Origin of the sequence: Chryseobacterium sp. ZHDP1, from assembly GCF_018603435.1 — a bacterium.
Taxonomy (GTDB): domain Bacteria; phylum Bacteroidota; class Bacteroidia; order Flavobacteriales; family Weeksellaceae; genus Chryseobacterium; species Chryseobacterium indicum.
Genome location: NZ_CP075682.1, coordinates 2,598,518 through 2,621,130 on the forward strand (window position 1 = coordinate 2,598,518; position 22,613 = coordinate 2,621,130).

Sequence of the window (22,613 nt, forward strand, 5' to 3'; positions counted from 1 at the left end):
CTTTAAATAATTATATTTGCTGAAATCCATAATTATATCATGAGCCACGGAAAAATTAGAGAAGATAAAACGTGTCTTAACTGCGGACACCATGTTGAAGAAAGATTCTGCCCTCATTGCGGACAGGAAAACACGGAGCCCAAACAACCGTTCCATTATCTTTTCACTCATTTCATTGAAGACTTTACCCATTATGACGGGCAGTTCTGGAAAACCATAAAATATCTGCTCACGCGTCCCGGGAGATTAACTAAAGAATATCTTGCAGGAAAGCGACAACTGTATGTGGCTCCCGTAAAACTATATATCTTCATCAGTTTTATTACTTTTTTCCTTCCTACTCTATTTTCTGGTTCAGAAGAAGAACTTTCAGAACAGGACAAAAAGGAACAGATTTTAAAAGAAAAAGAACAGGATGATAAGATTACAAAGTTTACGGACAGTCTGAAATATTCAATCCAAAAAAATCAGCTGAAAGAAGAGAAACCTTTTGAACAAAATAAAGATATAAAAATCACTCAAATCAATGGAAACAGCATTGAAACGGATGCATTAGGAATGACAGAAAACGGCAAAATGAGCATTTTAGGAGCGACTACGATGAATCAGTATGACTCTTTAAGCATCATAAATCAGGATAAAAAGCCTGTATATGTGTTTATGAAACCTTTTGCGAAAAAAATATTTCATTTTCAGGAACGGGGATTAAAAAAAGATGAGATTTTCGACAAATTCAAGGAAACCATGGTACACACACTTCCAAAAGCATTATTTGTCTATCTTCCTATTTTTGCCTTTTTTCTTTGGGTGTTTCACAATAAAAAGAAATGGTGGTATTTTGATCATGGTATTTTTACGCTTCATTATTTTTCCTTTTTATTGTTGAGCATCCTGATTATGATATTCATTTCACATCTCGCATCATTTCTGCCGGATAATAATTTCTTCAGTATTCTGGGATTTTTCTTCTATTCAGCAGCAATTATTTATATGCTGGTATATTTTTTTGCAGCACATCACAGAGTTTATGAAAATGCCCGAAGCATAAGTGTTGTAAAAGGAATACTTTTATTTATTGTAAATTTATTCGGGCTTTTCTGTATGTTCCTAATATTGATGTATGTAAGTTTTATAACAATGCATTAATCGCGCAGTGTTTTACTGGCTCTGAAACTTGCAATTAAATAATACGCCACAAAAACCGTCGAAAATTTCAGGACGGAAGGAATAGCCAGTTCAATATTAAAAATTAAAGCTCCCACAAGAACTAAAATTCCCATGGCAACAAAAGACAATCCCAGCTTTTGGGGCAAAGTAAAATTGGGCGTATCCAGATAATAGGCAACTCCCCATGCAAAACCAAAGGCAATGGCATAATAAATGTCGAGTCCGATATTTTCTGAACTGTAAAAGAAATAATTGATTAAAAAACTCAGAATCGTTCCGAGTGCGAAATACAGCAATGCCTTTTTCATACCTTATTTAATGTGATGCAAAATTATAGAAATTAATGATATCATTCTGTGAAAGATTTTCTGAGAAATCAGCGGCGTAACTTCTAAGCAGTTATCATTTCTAACAAATGTTAGTTTAAATGAAGTTCAAAATAATTAATCAAACCAAATTAACTTAATAATTTACAATACATTAACATTAAACATCGGGTTTCTATTTTATTATTATATTTGGAAATTCAGAAATTTTCTAAATCTTTTATGGAAACCCAAAAATATACTCCAAAAAATAAAGTCAGAATCGTGACGGCTGCGTCGCTATTCGACGGTCATGATGCTGCCATTAATATTATGCGCCGTGTCATTCAGGGAACAGGATGTGAAGTTATCCACCTTGGACACGACAAATCGGCTGAAGAAGTAGTAAATACTGCGATTCAGGAAGATGCAAATGCCATTGCATTAACCTCTTATCAGGGTGGTCACAATGAATATTTCAAATATATCTATGACCTTTTAAGAGAGAAAAACTCTCCGCAGATCAAAATTTTCGGTGGTGGCGGCGGTGTAATTCTACCGGAAGAAATCGAAGATATCATGTCTTACGGAATCGACCGAATTTATTCTCCGGACGACGGCCGTGAACTTGGTTTGCAGGGAATGATTGATGATTTGGTTCAAAAATCAGACTTCGCAACAGGAAAAGATGTTGATGTAAAAGATCTGGATTCCATCAGTTTTGAAAATTCGACAAGTATTGCGAAAATCATTTCAGCAGTTGAAAATTTTTCAGAAGAAAAACCTGAGCTGGTAAAAGCGATCGACGAAAAATCAAAAGACTTACATATTCCGATTATCGGGATCACAGGAACCGGAGGAGCCGGAAAATCTTCTTTAACAGACGAATTGGTAAGACGTTTCCTGCGTTCAAACACCGATAAAAAAATTGCGATTATCTCAATTGACCCTTCGAAAAAGAAAACAGGAGGTGCACTTTTGGGGGACAGAATCCGTATGAATGCAATCAATGATCCAAGAGTTTATATGCGTTCGATGGCAACTAGAGAAAACAACGTTTCTGTTTCTCCGTTCATTCATTCTGCATTAAATGTTTTGAAACTGGCACATCCTGATGTTATTATCCTTGAAACTTCAGGAATTGGGCAATCCGGATCGGAAGTGTCTGATTTTGCGGATGTTTCGATGTACGTAATGACTCCGGAATACGGAGCTTCCACACAGCTGGAAAAAATCGATATGTTGGATTATGCAGATTTGGTTGCTTTAAATAAATCTGACAAACGTGGCGCTCTTGACGCCCTTCAAGCCGTAAGAAAACAGTTCCAGAGAAACCATTTGCTGTGGGAACAGTCATTGGATGAAATGCCGGTTTATGCTACAAAAGCATCTCAGTTTAACGATCACGGAACGACGGAATTATACAACAGACTGGTTTCTAAAGTCAATGATAAATTTGCTGATTTAAATTTAAAAACATTTGTTGAACAGGAAGTTACCGACGAAGTAACGATTATTCCACCAAAGAGAGTCCGTTATCTTTCCGAAATCGTTGAAAACAACAGACAATACGATGCGAATGTTGAAAAACAGGCTGAGTTAGCAAGAAAAATGTATCATATTGAAGGGGTTAAAAATTTTCTTTCCAATGAAACTTTAGATGCTGAATATCAGAAAGCTGAAAAAGAACTTCAACAGGAAAACATCGACTTCCTTAAAACATGGGACGATACGAAAGAAGCTTTCAAAGCTGAATTTTATTCCTATTTCGTTCGTGGAAAAGAAATTAAAGTGGAAACCTCAACAGAATCTTTATCTCACCTAAGAATTCCGAAAATTTCTTTACCGAAATACAATGACTGGGGCGATCTCATCAAATGGAAAGGTCAGGAAAATCTTCCGGGAAGTTTCCCATACACTGCAGGAATTTATCCTTTCAAAAGAACCGGAGAAGATCCAACGAGAATGTTTGCCGGAGAAGGAGGTCCTGAAAGAACCAACAGAAGATTCCACTACGTTTCTGCAGAAATGCCTGCAAAACGTTTATCTACGGCTTTTGACTCGGTAACTCTTTACGGACAGGATCCTGCTTTACCGCCGGATATTTATGGTAAAATCGGAAATGCGGGCGTTTCTATTGCTACTTTGGACGATGCTAAAAAACTATATTCAGGTTTTGATCTGGTGAATGCATTAACTTCGGTTTCAATGACAATTAACGGACCTGCACCGATGTTGTTGGCTTTCTTTATGAATGCAGCCATCGATCAAAATGTGGAGAAATATATTGTTGAGCATAAGCTTGAAGCAAAGGTTGAGGAAGTTTTAAAAGCAAAATTCGACGATAAAGGTTTAGAAAGACCAAAATACAACGGAGAATTGCCTCCTTCCAATAACGGTTTAGGTTTAAAACTACTGGGAATTACAGGAGATGAAGTAATTCCTGCCGATGTGTATGCAGAAATTAAAGCAAAAACCATTGCAACTGTTCGTGGAACCGTTCAGGCAGATATTTTAAAGGAAGATCAGGCTCAGAATACTTGTATTTTCTCTACTGAATTTGCTTTGAGATTAATGGGCGATGTTCAGGAATATTTCATCAAAGAAAAAGTAAGAAACTTCTACTCCGTTTCCATTTCAGGGTATCACATTGCGGAAGCAGGAGCCAATCCGGTTTCTCAGTTGGCATTTACTTTGGCAAATGGTTTCACGTATGTTGAATATTATCTGTCAAGAGGAATGGATATCAACGATTTTGCACCAAATTTATCGTTCTTCTTCTCGAATGGTATCGACCCTGAATATTCGGTAATCGGACGTGTGGCAAGAAGAATCTGGGCAAAAGCAATGAAACTGAAATACGGAGCAGACGAAAGAAGCCAGATGCTGAAATACCACATCCAGACTTCGGGACGTTCGCTTCACGCGCAGGAAATTGACTTCAACGATATCAGAACAACTTTACAGGCGTTGTATGCAATTTACGACAACTGTAATTCATTGCACACGAATGCTTATGACGAGGCAATTACGACTCCTACTGAGCAATCGGTAAGAAGAGCGATGGCAATTCAGTTGATTATCAATAAAGAATTAGGATTGGCGAAAAACGAAAATCCACTACAAGGTTCATTTATTATTGAAGAATTAACGGATCTGGTGGAAGAAGCTGTTTACGCAGAATTCGACAGAATTACAGAAAGAGGCGGCGTTTTGGGTGCAATGGAAACGATGTACCAACGTTCAAAAATTCAGGAAGAATCGATGCATTACGAATGGCTGAAACACACCGGAGAATATCCGATCATCGGAGTGAACACGTTCTTAGGAAAAGACGGTTCGCCAACAGTTCGTCCGGGAGAAGTCATCCGTTCAACAGAGGAAGAAAAGCAGTTCCAGATTGAAATGCTTCATAATTTCCAGAAATCCAATGAAGACAAATCGGAAGCCGCTTTGAAAACCCTGCAACACGCCGCAATCAATCAGCAAAACTTATTCGAAGTGATGATGGATGCCGTGAAATACTGCTCTCTTGGGCAAATTACCAATGCTTTGTTTGAAGTGGGTGGAAAGTACAGAAGAAATATGTAGCTTCGACTTTGCTCAGCTGCCTTTTTACGATTTATAAATCAAACCTCAGAGAATTTTCTTTGAGGTTTTTATACTTTTATAGACTAATCATCCATTTAAACCGTTAGTAAAATAAAATAAACAACCATCATGAAAATATTTTTAAGAAAAAATGTACTATTTGTATTCCTATGTTTATCTGCCATTTTATTTGCCCAGAAGCGAACGGAAGATTTTACGATTACCCCGCCTTTTCAAAAAGCAGAGAAAAGCTATTATAAAACCATTACAATTATTGATGCCAGAATTGATACAACAGCCGTTGGAATTGTGCAGCAGGGCGCATTGAATGCAAAAGCCAGAGTAGTTCCTACGTCTCCCCTTTCTGATCAGTTTCAAAATGTTCTAAACAGCATAAACGGAGAAAATGCAGAAAACGGAAGTCTGGTTTTATATCTTAAACAATTGTATTTTGCTGAAGTATCAAAAGCATTTACAGAATTTGGGTATTGTTATTTCCAGGGTTTCCTTTTTGCAAAAAATGATGACGGAACCTATTCTTTACTTGAAAAAACAGATACTGTGACAGAGCATAAATCAGCCGATGTAACGAAAGAAATCCTAAGAAAAGGCAGCGAAATGCTGGGAGAATTCATTACCGAAAATGCAGCGAAAAAACCTAATACAACAGAGCGTTACACATGGGAACAGCTTAAAAATTTTGATGATGTCTATAAACAATCAATCAGCCTCTTCAATTCTTCTGAATTGAAAGACGGACTGTACAAAGATTATACTTCTCTGAAAAACCAGCAGCCTCAACAGGAAATCAGCAGCGTTAAATTTTACGGAAACCAACCCAAAATTCACAGAATATTTGAAACAGCAGACGGAAAAGAAAAAGAAATAAAGAAAGATGAAGTGTATGCCCTTATTTACAAAGGGGAATTGTATGTTTATCTTCCTATCGAAAATCTTTTCACGAAGGCAGAAAAAAAAGACAACGATTATTATTTCGTCGGAAAATTAAGATCCGGAAGTCCCAATATCGGAAATTTGAGTATCGGAATGTTTTTCGGCGTTGTAGGAGTCTTAATGACATCAAATCCTGCTTATCCTTTTGAACAGAAAATAGATTATCTTAACGGAGCATTTATTCCCGTTAAAGAAATTCAGTCGAAAAAATATTAACAGTAAAGAAATTCTGGTAAATTATAATCTTAAATCTATATGAAATATTATCCTTCAAAATCTTGGAGGATTTTTTATATTTGATGCCAATTAAATAAAAACATTCCATGAAAAAAATTCTTTTGCTGTTCGTTTTTTGGCAATCCTTTATTTTTGCTCAAAAGAACAATGAGTTATTGGTTTTAAGTGCAGTCGTTAAAGACAAGGTTATTCCCAATGCACAAATTATCTTCCAGAAAAACGGAGAAACTTCAGAAACGGTCAATACGGATGCTTCAGGAAAAGCCGTTATTCCTCCACAGTTTGTTGATGCCAACAATGAGATCACTTTAATCATCAAAAAAGAAGGCTATTCCACACTGGTTACAAAAGGTCCTTTTGGCGGTCTGACGTATGCTTTAAGCCCTGTTATGGAAGATCTGGACGGAATGAGAATTGTTTTAAGCTGGGGAAAATCTCCTTCTGATCTGGACTCGCATCTTTCCTATCCGAACAATCATATTTGCTATTATCACAAAGAAGGAACAAACGCCAATCTTGATGTAGACGATACAGACAGTTTTGGTCCTGAAACTATTACGATTGAAAAAAGAGCTCAAAACAAGAAATATATTTATGCGGTTCATGATTATTCCGATAAAAACAGAATGGATAATGATAACCTTTCCAATATAAGCAATGCAAAAGTTTATGTTTATATAGGAAACACCCTGATTAAAAGTTATGATGTGCCAAAATATAAAAAAGGGACAGTTTGGGTTGTTTTTATGATTGATGAATCCGGAAACATTATTGATATCAATAATTTTGAAAATTCTGCTTCATGGGAAGGCGTGAGAAGCTTATTAAGTAACTACCGGTCTTCTTCAACACCAAGTAATTCTATCACCGAAAACTACAGACAGACAGCGTTCGACATTAATAAACAGGGCGAAAATTTTTATCATTCCGGCAGAATAGAACAGGCGGTTAATTATTATCAACTAGCGTTGGAATATAATCCTTTCGACGGGCAGATCTACAGTAATCTCGGACTTGCGTTCAGCAAAATCGGAAGAAACGCAGAAGCGATATGGGCAAATCGTGAAGCCATTAAATTTGCAGCCGACAATACGATTAAAGCAAATTCTTATTATAATATTGCGAAAATTTACGAAAACAGCGGACAATTTTCTGAAGCCCTTTATTATTATGGCTTAGCGAAAGAAAATAAGGAAAATCAGGTCTACGATAAAGCTATTCTGAGAGTAAAATCAAAAATGAGATAATGAAAAAATTACTTTTATTGTTCATTCTGATTTCAGATTTTATCTTCTCACAAGGTCCATCCAACATTGCGACCGCCAATCGTGATCTTTGGAATTTACCCATGAAAAGCAGTAAAGATTTTGATGTTGCTTCCAAAATGGAAATGCTGGTGTTTCTGGAAACATTCACTGAAATTAATGCTTCCAACGAAACGGAATTATTCAAAACTTTAGCCGTAAAAGACGGAACTTCCGAAGGGGTAAAAATCTGGAAAAAACAGACTCAGGATCGTCTGGTTCAAAATTTTAAAAGCTTAGAGGCAAATGCGCTTTCGGAGGTAGTTTCTGTAAAGACAAATCCCACTTATCCGGAACTGGTTTTGGTAACAAAAAAGCTTTCAGGCGGATTACCTGAAAATCTAAAAAACTGGTATCAGAATTCTAAAAGTTTTTATAAAACATATATTTTAGAGTGCCTGCGGCTGGCTGCAAAATCCAATAAAAGGACAAGCGAAATCAACACATTAGATCCAAGCGAGAAAAATGGTTTTGAACTAAATGACAAAAATTATCTTCTCACGTTCGATGATGGTCCGACTCTAAAAAACGGTCATACAGATCAGTTGATTCACGTTTTAAAAGAGCAAAACTTAACAGGTATTTTCTTTTTATCGGGAGATAAGTTACAACAGAGAATTGCTGCAAACAGCAAAAACAGTGTTTCATCTATGTACGGAGAAAACTGGATCGGCTCTCACAGTATGGTTCATAAATCGCATCAGTATCTTCCCGACTGGAAATTACAGATTGACGAAAGCAATGGTATTGTTAAAGATGTTTTTGATTTTAATCATAAGACGTTTTATTTTCGTCCGCCTTATGGACAAAGAAGCAAGGAGATGATACAATATCTAATAAAAAACAAGCAGCCTGTTCTTTTGTGGAATATCGATTCGCAGGACTGGAGTGAAAAAATATCTTCACAACAGGTCTCTTCAAGAGTTATTACGCTGATGCTTTTATGGAGAAAGGGAATTATCTTGTTTCACGATGTTCATCCTAAAGCTGAAATTGCAGTTCCTGCGATTAATGAATATTTTAAGGATTGTCCCGTTAAATGGCTAACACCTGAAGAAATAAAGTAACAACAAACCCCTCACAGAAATTCTATGAAGGGGTTTATTATATTTCAAAAGAACTTTAGTTCTGGCTTAGCAAAACAATATTTAACGAAGCGTCAGAAATATTAGCTACTGCTCCGTCAGAATACATATAAAGTCTTAACTGATCGTTTTTGTTAAAATAGGCAATTCTTGTATAAAGCATTGTCCAGCGGTTTCCCGAGTTGGTATTCCAGATTCCCTCCGGAATATCTGAATTATCAGTATGCACCGCCTGAAACACATTTCTACTTGGGCTTCCATCTACAAGTCTGATACTCGATTTGATGAGATATGTTCCCGAACTTGGAACAGTATATGTGCTGGTTGCAGGACTCCAGATTCCTCCGCCTACATTTTTAGTTACGGTTGAAAGAGGAACCGTTGTAAAACCACCGGAATTGATACTAGCCGCTGTTGCAGAACCATTTCCGCTTCCCAGTGAAGCAATAAAAACCGCTGTTCCTGTTTTAGCAACTACAGATTGCCATGCGGTACCATCAAAATAGTAATATCCAACCGTCGCGATCTGTGCTGTTGCAGATACCGTGGAACCTCCTGTAATATCTGTAACATAAAGTAAAGCACCTACATGACTGGAGTTATACCCTGTCTTTGCATTCAGCTGAGCCAACGTTATTCTGGGCGCTCTCATTCCGTCTGCTTTGGTAACGGTAGAAGCCACACCATTTACATCCAGAGTCATTTGCGGTGTAAGCGAATTGATTCCCACATTCTGAGCATTCGCCCGACTCAGAAATACAATCGATAGAAATAAAAAAAACTTTTTCACGGCACAAAAATTAGCAACTGCAAATATATAACATTATTAAACACCATAAATTCTTATAACTGACTAAAATAAAATTATATATGAATTTTTATTAATATTTAATTAAAATAAAACAATAATTAATGAAAAATAACAAATCCAATAAATATAAAAATGAAAAGTGAATTTTGAATCAATCTGATTATTTTTGAAAAATATTACCTCAACAATGAAACCGAAAGCCATCTTTAACTGGAGCAGCGGAAAAGACTCTGCCTTAGCTCTGTATAAAACTTTAAAAGAAGAAAAATTTGATGTTATTTCTTTGCTGACAAGCATTAATAAAGAATATCAGAGAATTTCCATGCACGGCGTTCATGTTTTGTTACTGGAAAAACAGGCAGAAAGTTTAGGCTTTTCTTTAATTAAAATGGAACTTCCCAAAGAACCTTCTATGGAAGAATATCGCGAAATTATGGGCAGAACCATGACGGAAATACAATCTCAAGGCGTTACGCATTCTATTTTCGGAGATATTTTTCTGGAAGATTTAAAAAAATACCGAGAAGAGCAACTGCAATCGATCGGGATGGAAGCTGTTTTTCCATTGTGGAAAATCAATACCACTAACCTCATCCACGAATTTTTAGATCTGGGTTTCAAAACGATTGTTACCTGCGTGAACGAGACTTATCTCGACAAAAGTTTTGCAGGAAGAATTATTGATAAAGACTTTATTAAAGATTTACCGAAAAATGTAGATCCCTGCGGAGAAAATGGAGAATTTCACACTTTTACTTTTGACGGACCTCTTTTTAAAAGTCCTGTTGAATTCGAGATCGGGGAAATCGTTAAAAAAACATATCCAAAACCGAAATCTGACGAAACCGAGACTGGAGAATACGTTTTCTGGTTTTGTGATTTGATTTTAAAATAATTCCTGTGTTTTTCCGTTTTTGTGTAAACTAAACAATGAGACCTTATCTTAGAATTGAAAAACCCTGTGAAGAATCTTTGAAAAACATGCACACGATTCCGGAAGGAAAATTCTGCGATTTGTGTTCGAAAAAAGTATACGATCTTACCAAGCTTACTCATTCTGAAATTTCATGTATCGCAGAGCAAAATCATGGCAAAAAGTTCTGCGGAATACTCATTAACAAAGAGCCTGAACAAAAACGGGAAGAAACTTTTTCAATTCCTGAACACATTTCACACAGAAAAAATACTTTTACAAAAGTTGCAGCAGGAATCGCTTTAACGGCAAGCGTAATGAATACGCTTGCTGCGCAGACCAAAGATGTTGCAAAAACTCAGGTCATTCTTACCGGAAAAAATTTATCCGCAGAAAAAATTCAAAGAAAAAACACAGAAGGTGGCGAAAAATTAACAGCCTCCGGAAGAATTGTAACCAGCGAAGAAGGAAAGCCAATTAAAGCGTATGTAAATTTAATCACCATTAATAAAGTATATTCCACCGAAACTAACGAAGACGGTTTTTATTCACTGGAAATTCCTCAGGAGTTAGCTCAGGAAGAGAATTATCTTTTGGAATTCAGCCCTTTTTCTTATAATTTCGATCAAAAACTGAAAGTTTTCAGCAGAAATGAAATCACACAAAAGTCCGTCATAAAACTTCCGGATAACGGAATTTATAAAGAATTAGGTGAAGTAAGTTTCGGACCGCCTTATGCAGAAGAAAATTCTGTCATTTTTCTGCACGGAAAGCGATTGGATTATAAACTTTTCAACAAAAGCTATTCTTTGTACAGCAGCAAATACTCCATTTATTACATTCCAAAACCTTTTACTAAATTTTTCACAGAAAGCGATCTGGTAAAAGATATTTTTATTGTTTTTGTAAAATAATTATTTCTGTAATTTTTCTTCACAAGGCATAAAAATTGCTTCCCAAAAGAAAAACAATAAATGATTAAAAATTTTCTCTTTTCTACTCTTTCTGCTTTTCTTTTTATCGGTCTAATTTCATGTGAAAAGGAAATAAAATTCATCCCCTCTGCAAAAATAACTGACCGACAGGCAATTGCAGACAGCACCATGATTGCTTTCGAAAAAAGTCTTCTGAAAAACCAGATCGATTCTGTTTTCAAAAAATATCAGTTTAACGGGAGTGTCGCTGTTTTTAAAGATTCTGTTGAGTTGTACCGAAAAAATCAGGGTTTTGCAGATTTCAAAGATCAGTTAAAGATTAATGACAGTACTGTTTTTGCCATCGGTTCTGTAAGCAAGCAATTTACCGCTGCTTTAATTCTGCTTCAGATGGAACAGGGAAAACTGAATGTAGACGATAAAGTTTCAACTTATTTAAAGGAGTTTCAAAACAAAAATTACGAAAATATTACCATTCATCAGCTTCTGAATCATACTTCGGGACTGAATACTTTAGGCGGAAAGCTCCAGTTTAAAAGCGGAACAGATTTTTTTTATTCCAATGACGGTTTTAATACTCTGGGAAAAATTGTGGAGAAAGTTTCGGGTAAATCGTATGACGAAAATATTCTGGATTTATTCAAAGAAGCTGGAATGAATCATTCTTCAACCGCAACCTCTTTTGAAGGCGAAAACTTTGCCGGAGCTTTTTTAGGCAACCAAAAAAACTTCGAAAAAATCCAGAATATGCCGAAAAGACTTGCCGGTAAAGACATCGGAGTTCCTGCAGGCGGAATTTTATCCACCATTAACGATCTTCATGCGTGGAATAATGCTTTATACAGCGGAAAAATCCTCCGTCCTGAAACACTGAAAAAGTTTGAATCTAAAAGCGCAGAAAGACATCATGCGATTTTCGGGAAAATGGGTTACGGCTACGGAATTATGAGCAACATCGGGAAACCGTTGGCATTTTTTCACAGCGGTTATGTTAAAGGTTCTCCTTCATTAAATATCTTTTATCCGGAAACAAAAACTTCGGTTATTATTCTTTCCAATATTTCGGATGAAGAACAGGGAAAAGGATTTACTTTTAAACCTCACGTTGAGATCAAAAAAATCACAGATGCTCTGGAAAGTACCATTTCGGAGATGAATTCTTCAAAAGGAAATGCAATGAAAATGTAGATTATTCAGAAGAAAGATTCAGAAAGTTTTTCATTTTTTCTAATGATTTTTTATGTTCGAAAAAATTCATAAGACCGAAAATAATCATTACCTGTATACAGTAAGGAAGAACTAACGTTGCCAGAACAAAAATAATTTCGCTGTGATCGTTAGTTCTGAAAAACAGATACGGATAAATACCTTTCTTGGAAATGATCTGTGCCATTGAAGTCATAGAAACAACCAGTAAGCCAGTATTTTGCTGATACATAGAATAAAAAAGTCTGCCTCTGTATTTAAAATCCTGTTTTACATATTTCCAGATTTTACGATTAAAAAACCAGACTCCAAAAGTAAACAGAACGAACAATCCATTTTGTATTTTGAAAAGACTACTGTAAACTTCCTCATTATTGGCTAAAAAAATTAAAAGAATATTGACAGCAAAAGAAATCAATCCCAATAACAATGATCGTTTAAGAATATTATTGTATCTGGCTTTCGCTATTTTTTTTACAATAACCGGAATTTCTTCACTGTAGAAAACAGAATATTTCGTCATTTTAAATTCACTTTCCCACAATTTCTGGGTTTTATGAAAAGCTTCCTGAAAATTTAAATTTTCTTCTATCTGAATATCAGTAACCTGAGAAATCATATGATCTTTCACTTCCACTAAAATATCAAGAGGAAGTCTGTGAAAAATAAGATAATCTGTAATCTCCTTTTCCTGTTCTTTAGTCATCATTTTAAAAATTTAAATCAAAACATTAATTTTCTTTGAGTTGAAATACAATAACTGAAGCTGAACCGCCAAAGAATACACCGACAGAAATTTTGAAACATTCATATCCATTATTTTCCAGTTTTCCGCTGTTATAAAAGATCCAAAAGCAAATATCAGCACTCCGAAAAATAGATTTCTAAGCAGTAAAGGATGAAAGCTCATGGCGATATAATTGGAAAATTTCATCTTTTTAGTAATGAAACTATATGCCAAAAGAATTGCTAAGCTCCCCAATAATACAATCTGAACTGTAAAAAAAACATCCGTATTTAAAAACATCATGCATGTTGCTGCTGTTGCAAGAATGAAAGAAAGAACGGCAATCTTTCTAAACCTCTGCTGTAAAATAACTCTTTCGATTCTGGCTATTTTTTTGAACGAAAGAAAATCTGCGTTTACCATTTCCAACTCATTCTTCCAACTGACTTTAGCTTTCAGAAAAGCTTCGGAAAAACTTAAGTTTTCAAACAGCATCAGATGACTGATCTGAGAAATAAAATGATCTTTCACTTCAGCTAAAATCTGGGCAGTCAGCTTTTTTGAATTTAAATATACTTCTATTTGATGTTCCTGTTCTTTGGTTATCATATATTAAAAATCGTATTGAGGTTAAACAAATAATTTTTCATTTCCGTTTCCTGCTCTGCCTGTTGTTTTTTTCCTTTTTCAGTCAGGAGATAATATTTCCGGTCTCTTCCGTTGATCTTCTGGATTTCAGATAAAATCATTCCTTTCGCCTCAAGCTTATGCAGAAGCGGATATAAAGCACCTTCCGTCATTTCAAGCTCACCCTGTGTAAGCTCTTTTGCACGCTGTGTAATCTGGTAACCATACATTTTCACTTCCTTGGCAAGAAGTTTCAGGATAATGTTTTGAAGGGTTCCTTTATAAAGACTGTTCTTTTTCAATATCTCATCTTTTATACCTAGCAAATCTATACATAATTTTCTTATGTATCATAATTAATTTTAAAATTCTTAATTTCAATGAATGAAAAAGCTTTATTTCATCGCCATTTATCCGCCACAAAATATTATCGAAGAGGTTAAAATCTTCAAACAAGACTTTGCATTAAATTTTGACAATTCCAAAGCTCTGAAAAATGAAGCACACATTACTTTGTTTCCGCCGTTTTCCAGAAAGGTTACTTTAGAAAATGACATTCTGGAAGCTTTCCAGAAGATTGATACTGCTGTTTCTCCTTTTGAAATTGAACTGAATGGTTTCGGAAGTTTTGCCCATCCTAAAAATCCCGTAGTCTTTGTGAAACCTGAAACCAACGAACAACTCAATGATCTTTATCTTCGGGTGAAAGAGATATTCAACTTTATGAATTATTCTTTCCACCCTCATGTAACGGTGGGTTTTCGAAATCTGACGTGGGAAAACTATCTGAAAGCATGGGAGAAATATCAAGAAAAAGAATACAAAACTAAATTCTTAGTTGACAAAATCACTTTGCTTCGACATGATGAAAACTGGATTCCTATTGCAGAAAAGACACTGGAACTGCTGTAAAATATGATTCAAAAAATTTCATTCTTAAAAGTCTGAAAGTTCATATCTTTGAAGCAATGATTGCAGAGAAGATTATTTTAGGAATCGACCCGGGAACAACCGTGATGGGTTTTGGAATTATTTCCATAAAAAAAGGAAAAATGGAAATGATTTCCATCCATGAATTATTGCTGAAAAAGTATCCGAACCACGAAACCAAACTTAAATATATTTTTGATAAAACTTTGGCACTGATTGACGAATTTCATCCTGATGAAGTTGCTCTCGAAGCTCCTTTTTATGGGAAAAACGTTCAGAGTATGCTGAAATTAGGTCGTGCGCAAGGCGTTGCGATGGCAGCAAGTCTTCACAGAAATATCCCGATTACAGAATATTCTCCGAAAAAAATAAAAATGGCGATCACCGGAAACGGAAATGCCAGTAAAGAGCAGGTTGCAGGAATGCTGCAAAATCTTTTAAATCTGAAAGAATTTCCCACAAAATACCTCGATGCCTCCGATGGATTGGCTGTTGCGGTATGTCATCATTTTAATTCAGGGACGATTGCAGATACAAAATCTTACACCGGTTGGGAAAGTTTCTTAAAACAGAATCCGGATCGGCTGAAATAAAATCACTCACAAATAAATAGTTTTTGTGAGTGACTGTTTTGCTTATTTTGATTTATATTCTTCTGGAGTAATTTTGAAATCTGCGGTGGGTTTTCCGTTCTTATCGTAATACATATATACCATTGTTACATCATTATCTCTGAATTCTTTAATGTCCGGTGATGTTTTTATGACTTTCAGAGCTCCCTCTTTCGCATTGACTTTGAAACTTTCGATCTCTTGAGGACTTACACTCTCTTTTACATCATCGGTAAGCGTGTAATTGTACTTAAAAATTTTTCCGGGCTGTACAGAAACGCTGTCGAGACGAACTCCATCAGTAAGATTCTGAGGTGTTGTTTTGTTAATATTTGCGGCAACTTCTTTCAGATCATCATCTATTGATTTTTCTTTTGTACAGGAAATAAGCGCAAAAGAAGCCAATACCAGAGAAAGGCAGATTACATTTTTCATATTAAGATATTTAGTGATTATACATAAAGATAAGAAATTTATATTTAATGATTTTAAACAATTGATTTACATATAATTAAATCAAAAACTAAATATACTTGGTAAAACATAATACTATCTTTTACATTGGTATGATTTTTAGTAGTACATTTGTATAAATTTTCTATCATGAAAAATAACCAACAAACTATAAATCAGGTGAATCATAAGATCAATTGGTTCCAAAAGTTTCTGATGGTCTGCTCCGGAGGAAACATTCATATTCTGAGAAAAACACCGAGCGAATGGAACAAGTTCGCAGGGATCGGAGGAATTGTACTTTTTACCGCTGTATTTGCAACGCTTTCCGCAGGATACGCTATGTATACGGTGTTTGACGACATTTGGACAGCGATTGGCTTTGGTATTTTATGGGGATTGATGATCTTTAATCTGGATCGATACATTGTTTCTTCCATCAAAAAAACAGGAACATGGTGGAATCAGATGTTAATGGCAATTCCAAGATTAATTCTTGCAACTTTTTTAGGAATTATCATCTCAAAACCTCTGGAACTTAAAATTTTTGAAAAGGAGGTAAACAAACAACTGAATACGATTATTCAGAGAAATAAAAAACAGCTTCAGGGCGAAATGAACGGAAGAATTCTTCAGCAAAGCGGACCTTTCGAAACTGAAAAGAAACAAATCTCCGATAAAATCGCCAGCTATCAAAAATCGTATGATTCTGCTTCTGTAGAGCTCGAAAAAGAAATTTTAGGAAAACAGTCCGGATTAACGAGCGGAAAAGAAGGCTTCGGTCCTAATGCAAAACGTAAACAGGAACTGAAAGAACAGAGAAGACTTGATCTGGAAAATTACCAGAAACAAGCTGCTCCAAGACTGGAATATTTAGATAAAGAAATTTCTAAAGTGTACACCAATCTGGAAACCGAAAGAAAATCCACAGAAACCTTTGAAGATAAATTCAACGGGTTTGCGGCAAGACTTCAGGCTTTGGACGAATTAGGAAAAAACTCTGCCATCATTGGTCTCGCTGCCACGTTCATTATGGGGCTTTTTATCTGTCTTGAAATTTCTCCGGTTTTGGTTAAATTAATTTCCCACGTCGGACCTTACGATTATCTTTTAGAAAAAACAGAAAACGATTTCAGGCTGTACGCTAAGGAAAAAGTGGAAAAAGGCAATGCGTTAACAGATTTCAGGATCGACGACTTTAAAGACAATCTTCAAAAATAACCCGTTACTATTATTAAAAACGAAACCTTTCAGCAAGTTCTGAAAGGTTTTTTATTAATATAATAAAAATATGTAGAATAATATCTACCTTTACAGGACCTAATTAAAACTAATCTATTCATCATGAAGAAACTTGTATTCGGATGCACTCTGCTATTGAGCATTGCATCTACTTCTATTCTAAAAGCACAGGCTACAGAACCTTTCTTAGGACAAATCGCATTCGTACCTTACAATTTCGTTCCGAAAAACTGGGCTGCCTGTAACGGACAACTTTTATCGATTTCGCAAAATCAGGCTCTGTTTGCTCTTTTGGGAACAACTTACGGAGGTAACGGGACTACTACATTCGCATTACCTGATATGAGAGGAAGAGTTTTGGTACACGAAGGACAGGCTCCGGGAGGACCTACCAACTACACGATGGGACAAAGCGGAGGAACAGAATCTGTAACACTTCAGGTGACACAAATGCCGCCTCACTCACACACAGTAAATGCTGTAACGGCAGACGGAAACCAAAATTCTCCTACGAATAATCTTCCTGCAGACACAAAAACGCTGGACAAAGAATATTCTGATGCAAGCGCAAACACTACTATGAAGTCTACCATGATTAATCAGACAGGAGGAGGACAACCACACGAAAACAGACCACCTTTTGTGACTTTGAAGTGTATTATTGCTCTACAAGGTATTTTCCCTACCCAATTCTAAAATATCAGCATGAAAACTTTTTACCTATTATGCCTTGCTTTAGGAAGTTCGGTTTTTGCGCAGACAATTACCTTTAATGGCTGCCATACTTTGTTTGATGCCAGTAATACTTTTGTTTTTACAAAAACCGGTCTTGATGCTTATAATAAAGGAATTTATATTACCACTCCGGTAACAGGAGATCAGGATTGCGGAGGATTGGGAACCTGCGAATTTAAAATTCAGTGGAATAATGCACTATCAAGATGGGAATTTCTTGCAGATGAGGGAAACGGGACATTCACAAATCCGAATCTGATCTATTATAATTCTACAGGAAACAATAACTTTGTATCTAATCCACCAGCGATAACTTTTGGAACCTGGGTTGAAAATACAGCCGTTACAAACGGAGCCTGCGGAGGAAATCTTACGACTTCCAATGCAACAATGACGGGTGATCTGCACAGTACATCTCTTGCAACTTCTGATGTGAGAAACGGTGCTTCTGCCATTCAGATCTTTCCTAATCCGGTTGCAGAAATTATCAGAATTTCCGGTATAAAAGATGGCAAATCTGTCCAGATCTACAATATGGCAGGACAAATTGTGAAATCTGAAGAATTTAATGAGAAAGTAAATGTTTCTGAACTGAGTGCAGGAATCTATCTTCTGAAGATCAATACTAAAAACTTTCAGACTCACGAATTTAAGTTTGTAAAGAAATAAATTTTACCCTTAAAATTATTGAGCCTTCGCCAAAAGCGGAGGTTTTTTTATTAAAAATAAATAATTCACAATTTCTAGATTTTTAAAGAATAAGAAGATATTTTTTATATATTTGAGCCGAATACAAATCAAAATCAATCTATTATGAAAAATCTTAAAAAAATTTCAAGACAAAGCTTAAAAAGCATCAAAGGAGGATTCAAAATGTGTGATGCAAATCAGGAAAACTTCGGATGCGGTGATGCAACAATTTTTTGTTGCGGGCCCGGAGGATGCAGAAGAATTGCTGATCTTCCACCGGGATCTTGTATTGTCTCTCCGTTCTAATAAGATTGGAAGCCATTGCTATTGCAGTGGCTTTTTTATTAATTATACAATAAAATTAATATGCCTTCTTCTGTTATTCTTAATTACGTTTACTTTCCTGAAACTGAAATCTTAAGAATTATCTATCAGTCAGGTTCCGTTTATGATTATCTTGAAGTTCCTGCTGATATATTCGAGAGATTTCGTTCCGTTCAATCAAAAGGTCGGTTTCTGAACTACGTAATCAAGCCAAAATTCAGTTTTAAAAAGATAAAATAAAAGCTACCTCAACAAAATTGAGATAGCCTTAATATTATTTTTTGCTTATTATACTCTGTTATAAAGAATAATTAGGGGCTTCCTGCGTGATGATGACATCGTGTGGATGAGATTCTTTTAATCCGCTTCCTGTAATCATCACCATTTTTGTATCGTTCTGTAAAGCTTCAATATCTTTAGCACCACAATATCCCATTCCGGCTCTCAGACCTCCTGTTAACTGGAAAATCACTTCTTCCAAAGATCCTTTACTTGGAACCCTTCCTTCGATTCCTTCCGGAACGAATTTCTTAGCCTCACTCTGGAAATATCTCTCTTTTCCTCCTCTCTTCATCGCAGAAAGACTTCCCATTCCCTGATAAGTCTTGAATTTTCTACCCTGGAAAATGATTTCTTCACCCGGAGCTTCATCCGTTCCTGCCAAAAGCGAACCTAGCATTACTGCTCCTGCTCCACTTGCAATCGCTTTTACGATATCTCCAGAAAGCTTGATTCCACCGTCTGCAATTACTGCTACGTTCTTCGTTTTTGCGTATTCGTAAACATTGTAAATTGCGGATAACTGAGGAACTCCTACTCCTGCAACCACTCTCGTTGTACAGATTGAACCGGGACCAACTCCTACTTTCAGAACATTGGCTCCGGCTTCGATTAAATCTTTAGCCGCTTCAGCCGTTACTATATTTCCTCCAACGATATCCAGATCAGGATATGCCTGTCTTATTTCTTTAATTTTATTTAAAACTCCGATGGAATGTCCGTGAGCAGAATCGATACCGATGATATCAACACCAGCTTTTACAAGTGCTTCAATTCTCTCCAGTGTATCTTCTCCTACTCCAACTCCTGCTCCAACGATTAATCTTCCGCTCTGATCTTTGTTAGCATTTGGATATTCTAACTGATTGTCAATATCTTTAATGGTAATTAATCCTACCAGTTTATTTTCAGCATCTACGATCGGAAGCTTTTCCACTCTGTTTTTAAGAAGAATTTCTTTCGCTTTCTCCAGATTGGTATTTTTATCAGAAGTAATCAGCTTTTCTTTCGTCATGATCTCTTCTACCTTCATCTCAAGATTTTCCTGATATTTTACGTCTCTGTTGGTAATGATCCCGATTAAAGTATTTTCGGCATCTACTACAGGAAGTCCTGAAATTTTATATTTCGCCATTGTTTCTTTAGCCTGAGCCAAAGTATGATCTTTTGAAAGCGTAACAGGATCTGAAATCATTCCGTTTTCCGAACGCTTTACACGATTAACCTGTGCAGCCTGTTCAGCGATCGTCATGTTTTTATGAATAAATCCTAAACCGCCAACTCTTGCCAGTGCAATTGCCAGTTCAGCTTCTGTAACGGTATCCATTGCAGCGGAAACAATCGGAACATTAAGCGTAATTTTGTCGGTAAGTCTTGATTTTAAAGAAACCTGATTAGGTAAAACTTCTGAATAAGAAGGGACTAGAAGCACGTCATCGAAAGTGATGGCTGTCTCTACAATTTTGTTATGAATAGACATCTTTACTTTCTTGCAAAATTAAGGTATTTTACCGAAATACGAAAATCGATTTTAATAGTTTAAATAAAACTTAATAATCAATACATTAAATCAAAAAAAAACGTTCCTTTTTATGAAACGTTTTTTTGTACAAAGACAATTTGGGTATATAATATAAATATGAAATGCTATTTATCGGATGCCGAAGCAATCATTTTTGAAATATCATTGGCTGTAAAATTTCCGCGAACATCTAAAAAAACAAGCTCTTTGTCTGAATTTACAGTAATCAGCATATTTTTAATAACATCATCTTTCTGTTTCACGCGGATATTTACATTTTCTCCATTATGTTTTATGGTTGCCCATTCTTCATAATTATTGTTGTTTAAATACTTTGCAAAATCATTCAGCATCGATTTATCTCCGTTTTCAACAGTCAAAACTTTAATTTTTGAAACTTTTCTGATCAGGCGGATCATCTCTTCGTTATCTTCACCATCTTCCCTTAATGCTTTTTTAATAACAGGTTTTGCTAAAAACATCGGAACATTGATGGTAGTAAATTTTGCTCCTTTAAAATCGTTTCCCGAATCTGAAAAGTAAGCCATCTTACCCGTTCCCGAAGAAACAATACAAGACTGTAACATGAACATTGCACAAGCAACAAAAAAAAGGTTTTTTAATATTTTCATGGCAATTTGGATTTAAATTAAATTTTTAGTTGATGGGTTTTAAACTTCCTCCTGACATTTTGCTGATGTCTGAAGTAATTTCCGGATTTCCTCTGTATCGGATGGTTCCGCCTGATGAAGCCTTCGCTTTTAATTTATCGGTAACGTTTACAGAAAGGCTGGATCCTGAAGTTGATTCTGCTTCCACCTGTTTTACCTGAAAATCTTCACCTTTACATACTGCACCGCTGCTGATATCGAAAGTTGCTGTTCCGGCTTCTCCCTCAAGACTTGTATCAGAACCGCTTGATCCTTTAAATACTAAACTTCTGGAATTTACCTCAACTTTTACGCTTGTTCCTGAAGACGCTTCCACTAAAGCATTATTTGAGATATTAAACTTCCCTTTCACTACAGAACCAGAAGATGCATCAATGGTAAGATTATCTTCTTTTACAGAATTAATAGTGGTAAAAGTTGCTCCCGAAGACGCTTTAATATTATCCATTCTTGGCGAAGAAACATTGACACTGATGTTTTTAAACTTTAAATTTTTCTGCCCTTTGTTATCCACATAAACTCTCAGAACACCATTATCTACTTTTGTTACAATATACTGAAGCTTATCGGCATCGGCAATTACCTTTACATTGGTAGGACTTTCCTGTTTGAACACCAAATTTACACCTGTACTCACCTGAATTCCTGAGAATTCGCCCACATTTCTGGATTCGCCATTCAGATAGGAAGAAGTATTTTCCGAAGTGAGGTTATTTCTGGTATTGGTAACCGGATTTGTTTTTGTTTCTGTAGAATTGATGATTTTATTGATATCATTCATCGAAAGTTTTCCGTCCAGTTTTACCAGAATGTTTTCTTCTCCTCCGCTATCGATGCTCAGCAAAAGATCATCCAAAATTCCGTTTTTCTCTTCCGCCGAAAGAAATTTAATCTTAGCACCGTTACTGTTCATTGTCATAATTTCACTGTACTTCAGATTGCTTAAATAAGAAGAAATGTCTTTGTTGATTTGCGACAGCTTCTGTCCTTTGGAAGAGCTTCCGTCCTGTGGCTTTTCGGCAATGAAAACTTTCAGTCCGTTAATTTTGGATAATAACGGTTTGATCTGATCCAGTTCAGCATCTCCAAGATCCAGACTGCTTAACATTCCGAACATCGGTTTGGCAATTTTAATGGAGGTTACTCCTTCCACTTCCTGATATTTATCAAAAAGCTGATCTAATTTATCTTTTTCCTGCCCGTAAATATTAAAGAAATGGGAAAAAGCGAGTGCAAATATTATGAATATCTTTTTCATGAGTCAATTTTTATTTTTGATTATTATTGCCTGATC

At 35.8% G+C, this 22,613-nt stretch carries 24 protein-coding genes; 15 read left to right on the forward strand and 9 right to left on the reverse strand.

The features are described from left to right. Positions 1–39 precede the first annotated feature (39 nt). Positions 40–1,146 carry a DUF3667 domain-containing protein gene (locus KKI44_RS11700; RefSeq protein WP_214587444.1) on the forward strand — a complete coding sequence of 369 codons (1,107 nt, stop codon included), beginning with the start codon at positions 40–42 and terminating at the stop codon, positions 1,144–1,146. On the opposite strand, the gene KKI44_RS11705 is transcribed toward KKI44_RS11700, so the two are convergent. Next, a complete protein-coding gene (locus tag KKI44_RS11705) occupies positions 1,143–1,475 on the reverse strand; it encodes a hypothetical protein (protein WP_214587445.1) in 333 nt (110 codons plus the stop codon). The two genes, KKI44_RS11700 and KKI44_RS11705, sit on opposite strands and share 4 nt — an antisense overlap. A gap of 240 nt (positions 1,476–1,715) precedes the next feature. Here KKI44_RS11705 and KKI44_RS11710 point away from each other — a divergent pair, with 240 nt between their 5' ends. The 4 genes from KKI44_RS11710 to KKI44_RS11725 all read left to right on the forward strand — a co-directional run bounded on the left by KKI44_RS11710 (position 1,716) and on the right by KKI44_RS11725 (position 8,625). Further along, positions 1,716–5,063 (forward strand): methylmalonyl-CoA mutase family protein, encoded by a 3,348-nt coding sequence (locus KKI44_RS11710; RefSeq protein ID WP_214587446.1) that lies wholly within the window; start codon positions 1,716–1,718, stop codon positions 5,061–5,063. A gap of 129 nt (positions 5,064–5,192) precedes the next feature. Further along, positions 5,193–6,233, forward strand: a complete 1,041-nt coding sequence (locus tag KKI44_RS11715) for a hypothetical protein (protein WP_214587447.1) — start codon at positions 5,193–5,195, stop codon at positions 6,231–6,233. Positions 6,234–6,340: 107 nt separating this feature from the next. After that, positions 6,341–7,501 carry a tetratricopeptide repeat protein gene (locus KKI44_RS11720; RefSeq protein WP_214587448.1) on the forward strand — a complete coding sequence of 387 codons (1,161 nt, stop codon included), beginning with the start codon at positions 6,341–6,343 and terminating at the stop codon, positions 7,499–7,501. Next, positions 7,501–8,625, forward strand: coding sequence for a polysaccharide deacetylase family protein (locus KKI44_RS11725; protein WP_214587449.1), 1,125 nt, complete (start codon positions 7,501–7,503; stop codon positions 8,623–8,625). The genes KKI44_RS11720 and KKI44_RS11725 overlap by 1 nt, the downstream gene beginning before the upstream one ends. Before the next feature lie 55 nt (positions 8,626–8,680). Here KKI44_RS11725 and KKI44_RS11730 read toward each other — a convergent pair whose 3' ends face one another. Then, entirely contained in the window at positions 8,681–9,433 is a 753-nt protein-coding gene (locus KKI44_RS11730) for a hypothetical protein (protein ID WP_214587450.1), read from the reverse strand. A 208-nt stretch (positions 9,434–9,641) separates the two neighbouring features. On the opposite strand from KKI44_RS11730, the gene KKI44_RS11735 reads away from it, so the two are divergent. From KKI44_RS11735 to KKI44_RS11745, 3 genes are read left to right on the forward strand one after another with little or no spacing between them, the layout of a single operon-like run. Then, complete coding sequence (locus tag KKI44_RS11735) at positions 9,642–10,349, forward strand: diphthine--ammonia ligase (protein ID WP_214587451.1); 708 nt, start codon at positions 9,642–9,644, stop codon at positions 10,347–10,349. A 35-nt stretch (positions 10,350–10,384) separates the two neighbouring features. Continuing rightward, entirely contained in the window at positions 10,385–11,281 is an 897-nt protein-coding gene (locus tag KKI44_RS11740; RefSeq protein WP_214587452.1) for a hypothetical protein, read from the forward strand. A gap of 60 nt (positions 11,282–11,341) precedes the next feature. Continuing rightward, a complete protein-coding gene (locus KKI44_RS11745; RefSeq protein ID WP_214587453.1) occupies positions 11,342–12,490 on the forward strand; it encodes a serine hydrolase domain-containing protein in 1,149 nt (382 codons plus the stop codon). Between the two features lies 1 nt (position 12,491). Here KKI44_RS11745 and KKI44_RS11750 read toward each other — a convergent pair whose 3' ends face one another. The 3 genes from KKI44_RS11750 to KKI44_RS11760 are packed head-to-tail and all read right to left on the reverse strand — an operon-like array spanning position 12,492 to position 14,164. Further along, on the reverse strand, positions 12,492–13,217 hold the full coding sequence (locus tag KKI44_RS11750) for a hypothetical protein (RefSeq protein ID WP_214587454.1): 726 nt from the start codon (positions 13,215–13,217) through the stop codon (positions 12,492–12,494). A gap of 9 nt (positions 13,218–13,226) precedes the next feature. Next, a complete protein-coding gene (locus KKI44_RS11755) occupies positions 13,227–13,844 on the reverse strand; it encodes a hypothetical protein (protein ID WP_214587455.1) in 618 nt (205 codons plus the stop codon). Beyond that, positions 13,841–14,164: a PadR family transcriptional regulator gene (locus KKI44_RS11760; protein ID WP_214587456.1), complete on the reverse strand. Its 324-nt coding sequence runs from the start codon at positions 14,162–14,164 to the stop codon at positions 13,841–13,843. The genes KKI44_RS11755 and KKI44_RS11760 overlap by 4 nt, the downstream gene beginning before the upstream one ends. A gap of 82 nt (positions 14,165–14,246) precedes the next feature. Here KKI44_RS11760 and KKI44_RS11765 point away from each other — a divergent pair, with 82 nt between their 5' ends. Beyond that, a complete protein-coding gene (locus KKI44_RS11765; protein WP_214587457.1) occupies positions 14,247–14,774 on the forward strand; it encodes a 2'-5' RNA ligase family protein in 528 nt (175 codons plus the stop codon). 56 nt (positions 14,775–14,830) lie between these two features. Continuing rightward, positions 14,831–15,385 carry a crossover junction endodeoxyribonuclease RuvC gene (gene ruvC / locus KKI44_RS11770; protein ID WP_214587458.1) on the forward strand — a complete coding sequence of 185 codons (555 nt, stop codon included), beginning with the start codon at positions 14,831–14,833 and terminating at the stop codon, positions 15,383–15,385. A gap of 42 nt (positions 15,386–15,427) precedes the next feature. Here the strand turns inward: ruvC and KKI44_RS11775 are convergent, their stop codons facing one another. After that, positions 15,428–15,838: a hypothetical protein gene (locus KKI44_RS11775; protein ID WP_214587459.1), complete on the reverse strand. Its 411-nt coding sequence runs from the start codon at positions 15,836–15,838 to the stop codon at positions 15,428–15,430. A gap of 168 nt (positions 15,839–16,006) precedes the next feature. On the opposite strand from KKI44_RS11775, the gene KKI44_RS11780 reads away from it, so the two are divergent. From KKI44_RS11780 to KKI44_RS11800, 5 genes are all read left to right on the forward strand, one after another. Beyond that, positions 16,007–17,077, forward strand: coding sequence for a DUF4407 domain-containing protein (locus KKI44_RS11780; RefSeq protein WP_214587460.1), 1,071 nt, complete (start codon positions 16,007–16,009; stop codon positions 17,075–17,077). 123 nt (positions 17,078–17,200) lie between these two features. Continuing rightward, entirely contained in the window at positions 17,201–17,794 is a 594-nt protein-coding gene (locus tag KKI44_RS11785) for a phage tail protein (RefSeq protein WP_214587461.1), read from the forward strand. A gap of 9 nt (positions 17,795–17,803) precedes the next feature. Then, positions 17,804–18,502, forward strand: coding sequence for a T9SS type A sorting domain-containing protein (locus tag KKI44_RS11790; protein WP_214587462.1), 699 nt, complete (start codon positions 17,804–17,806; stop codon positions 18,500–18,502). Positions 18,503–18,646: 144 nt separating this feature from the next. Next, positions 18,647–18,829 carry a bacteriocin-like protein gene (locus tag KKI44_RS11795; RefSeq protein WP_214587463.1) on the forward strand — a complete coding sequence of 61 codons (183 nt, stop codon included), beginning with the start codon at positions 18,647–18,649 and terminating at the stop codon, positions 18,827–18,829. Positions 18,830–18,889: 60 nt separating this feature from the next. Further along, entirely contained in the window at positions 18,890–19,087 is a 198-nt protein-coding gene (locus KKI44_RS11800) for a KTSC domain-containing protein (RefSeq protein WP_214587464.1), read from the forward strand. A 58-nt stretch (positions 19,088–19,145) separates the two neighbouring features. Here the strand turns inward: KKI44_RS11800 and guaB are convergent, their stop codons facing one another. The 3 genes from guaB to KKI44_RS11815 form a co-directional block, all read right to left on the reverse strand. Further along, entirely contained in the window at positions 19,146–20,606 is a 1,461-nt protein-coding gene (gene guaB / locus KKI44_RS11805) for an IMP dehydrogenase (protein WP_076396406.1), read from the reverse strand. A gap of 167 nt (positions 20,607–20,773) precedes the next feature. Then, entirely contained in the window at positions 20,774–21,280 is a 507-nt protein-coding gene (locus KKI44_RS11810) for a DUF4252 domain-containing protein (protein ID WP_214587465.1), read from the reverse strand. A 25-nt stretch (positions 21,281–21,305) separates the two neighbouring features. Further along, positions 21,306–22,577: a DUF4252 domain-containing protein gene (locus KKI44_RS11815; RefSeq protein ID WP_214587466.1), complete on the reverse strand. Its 1,272-nt coding sequence runs from the start codon at positions 22,575–22,577 to the stop codon at positions 21,306–21,308. Positions 22,578–22,613 lie beyond the last annotated feature (36 nt).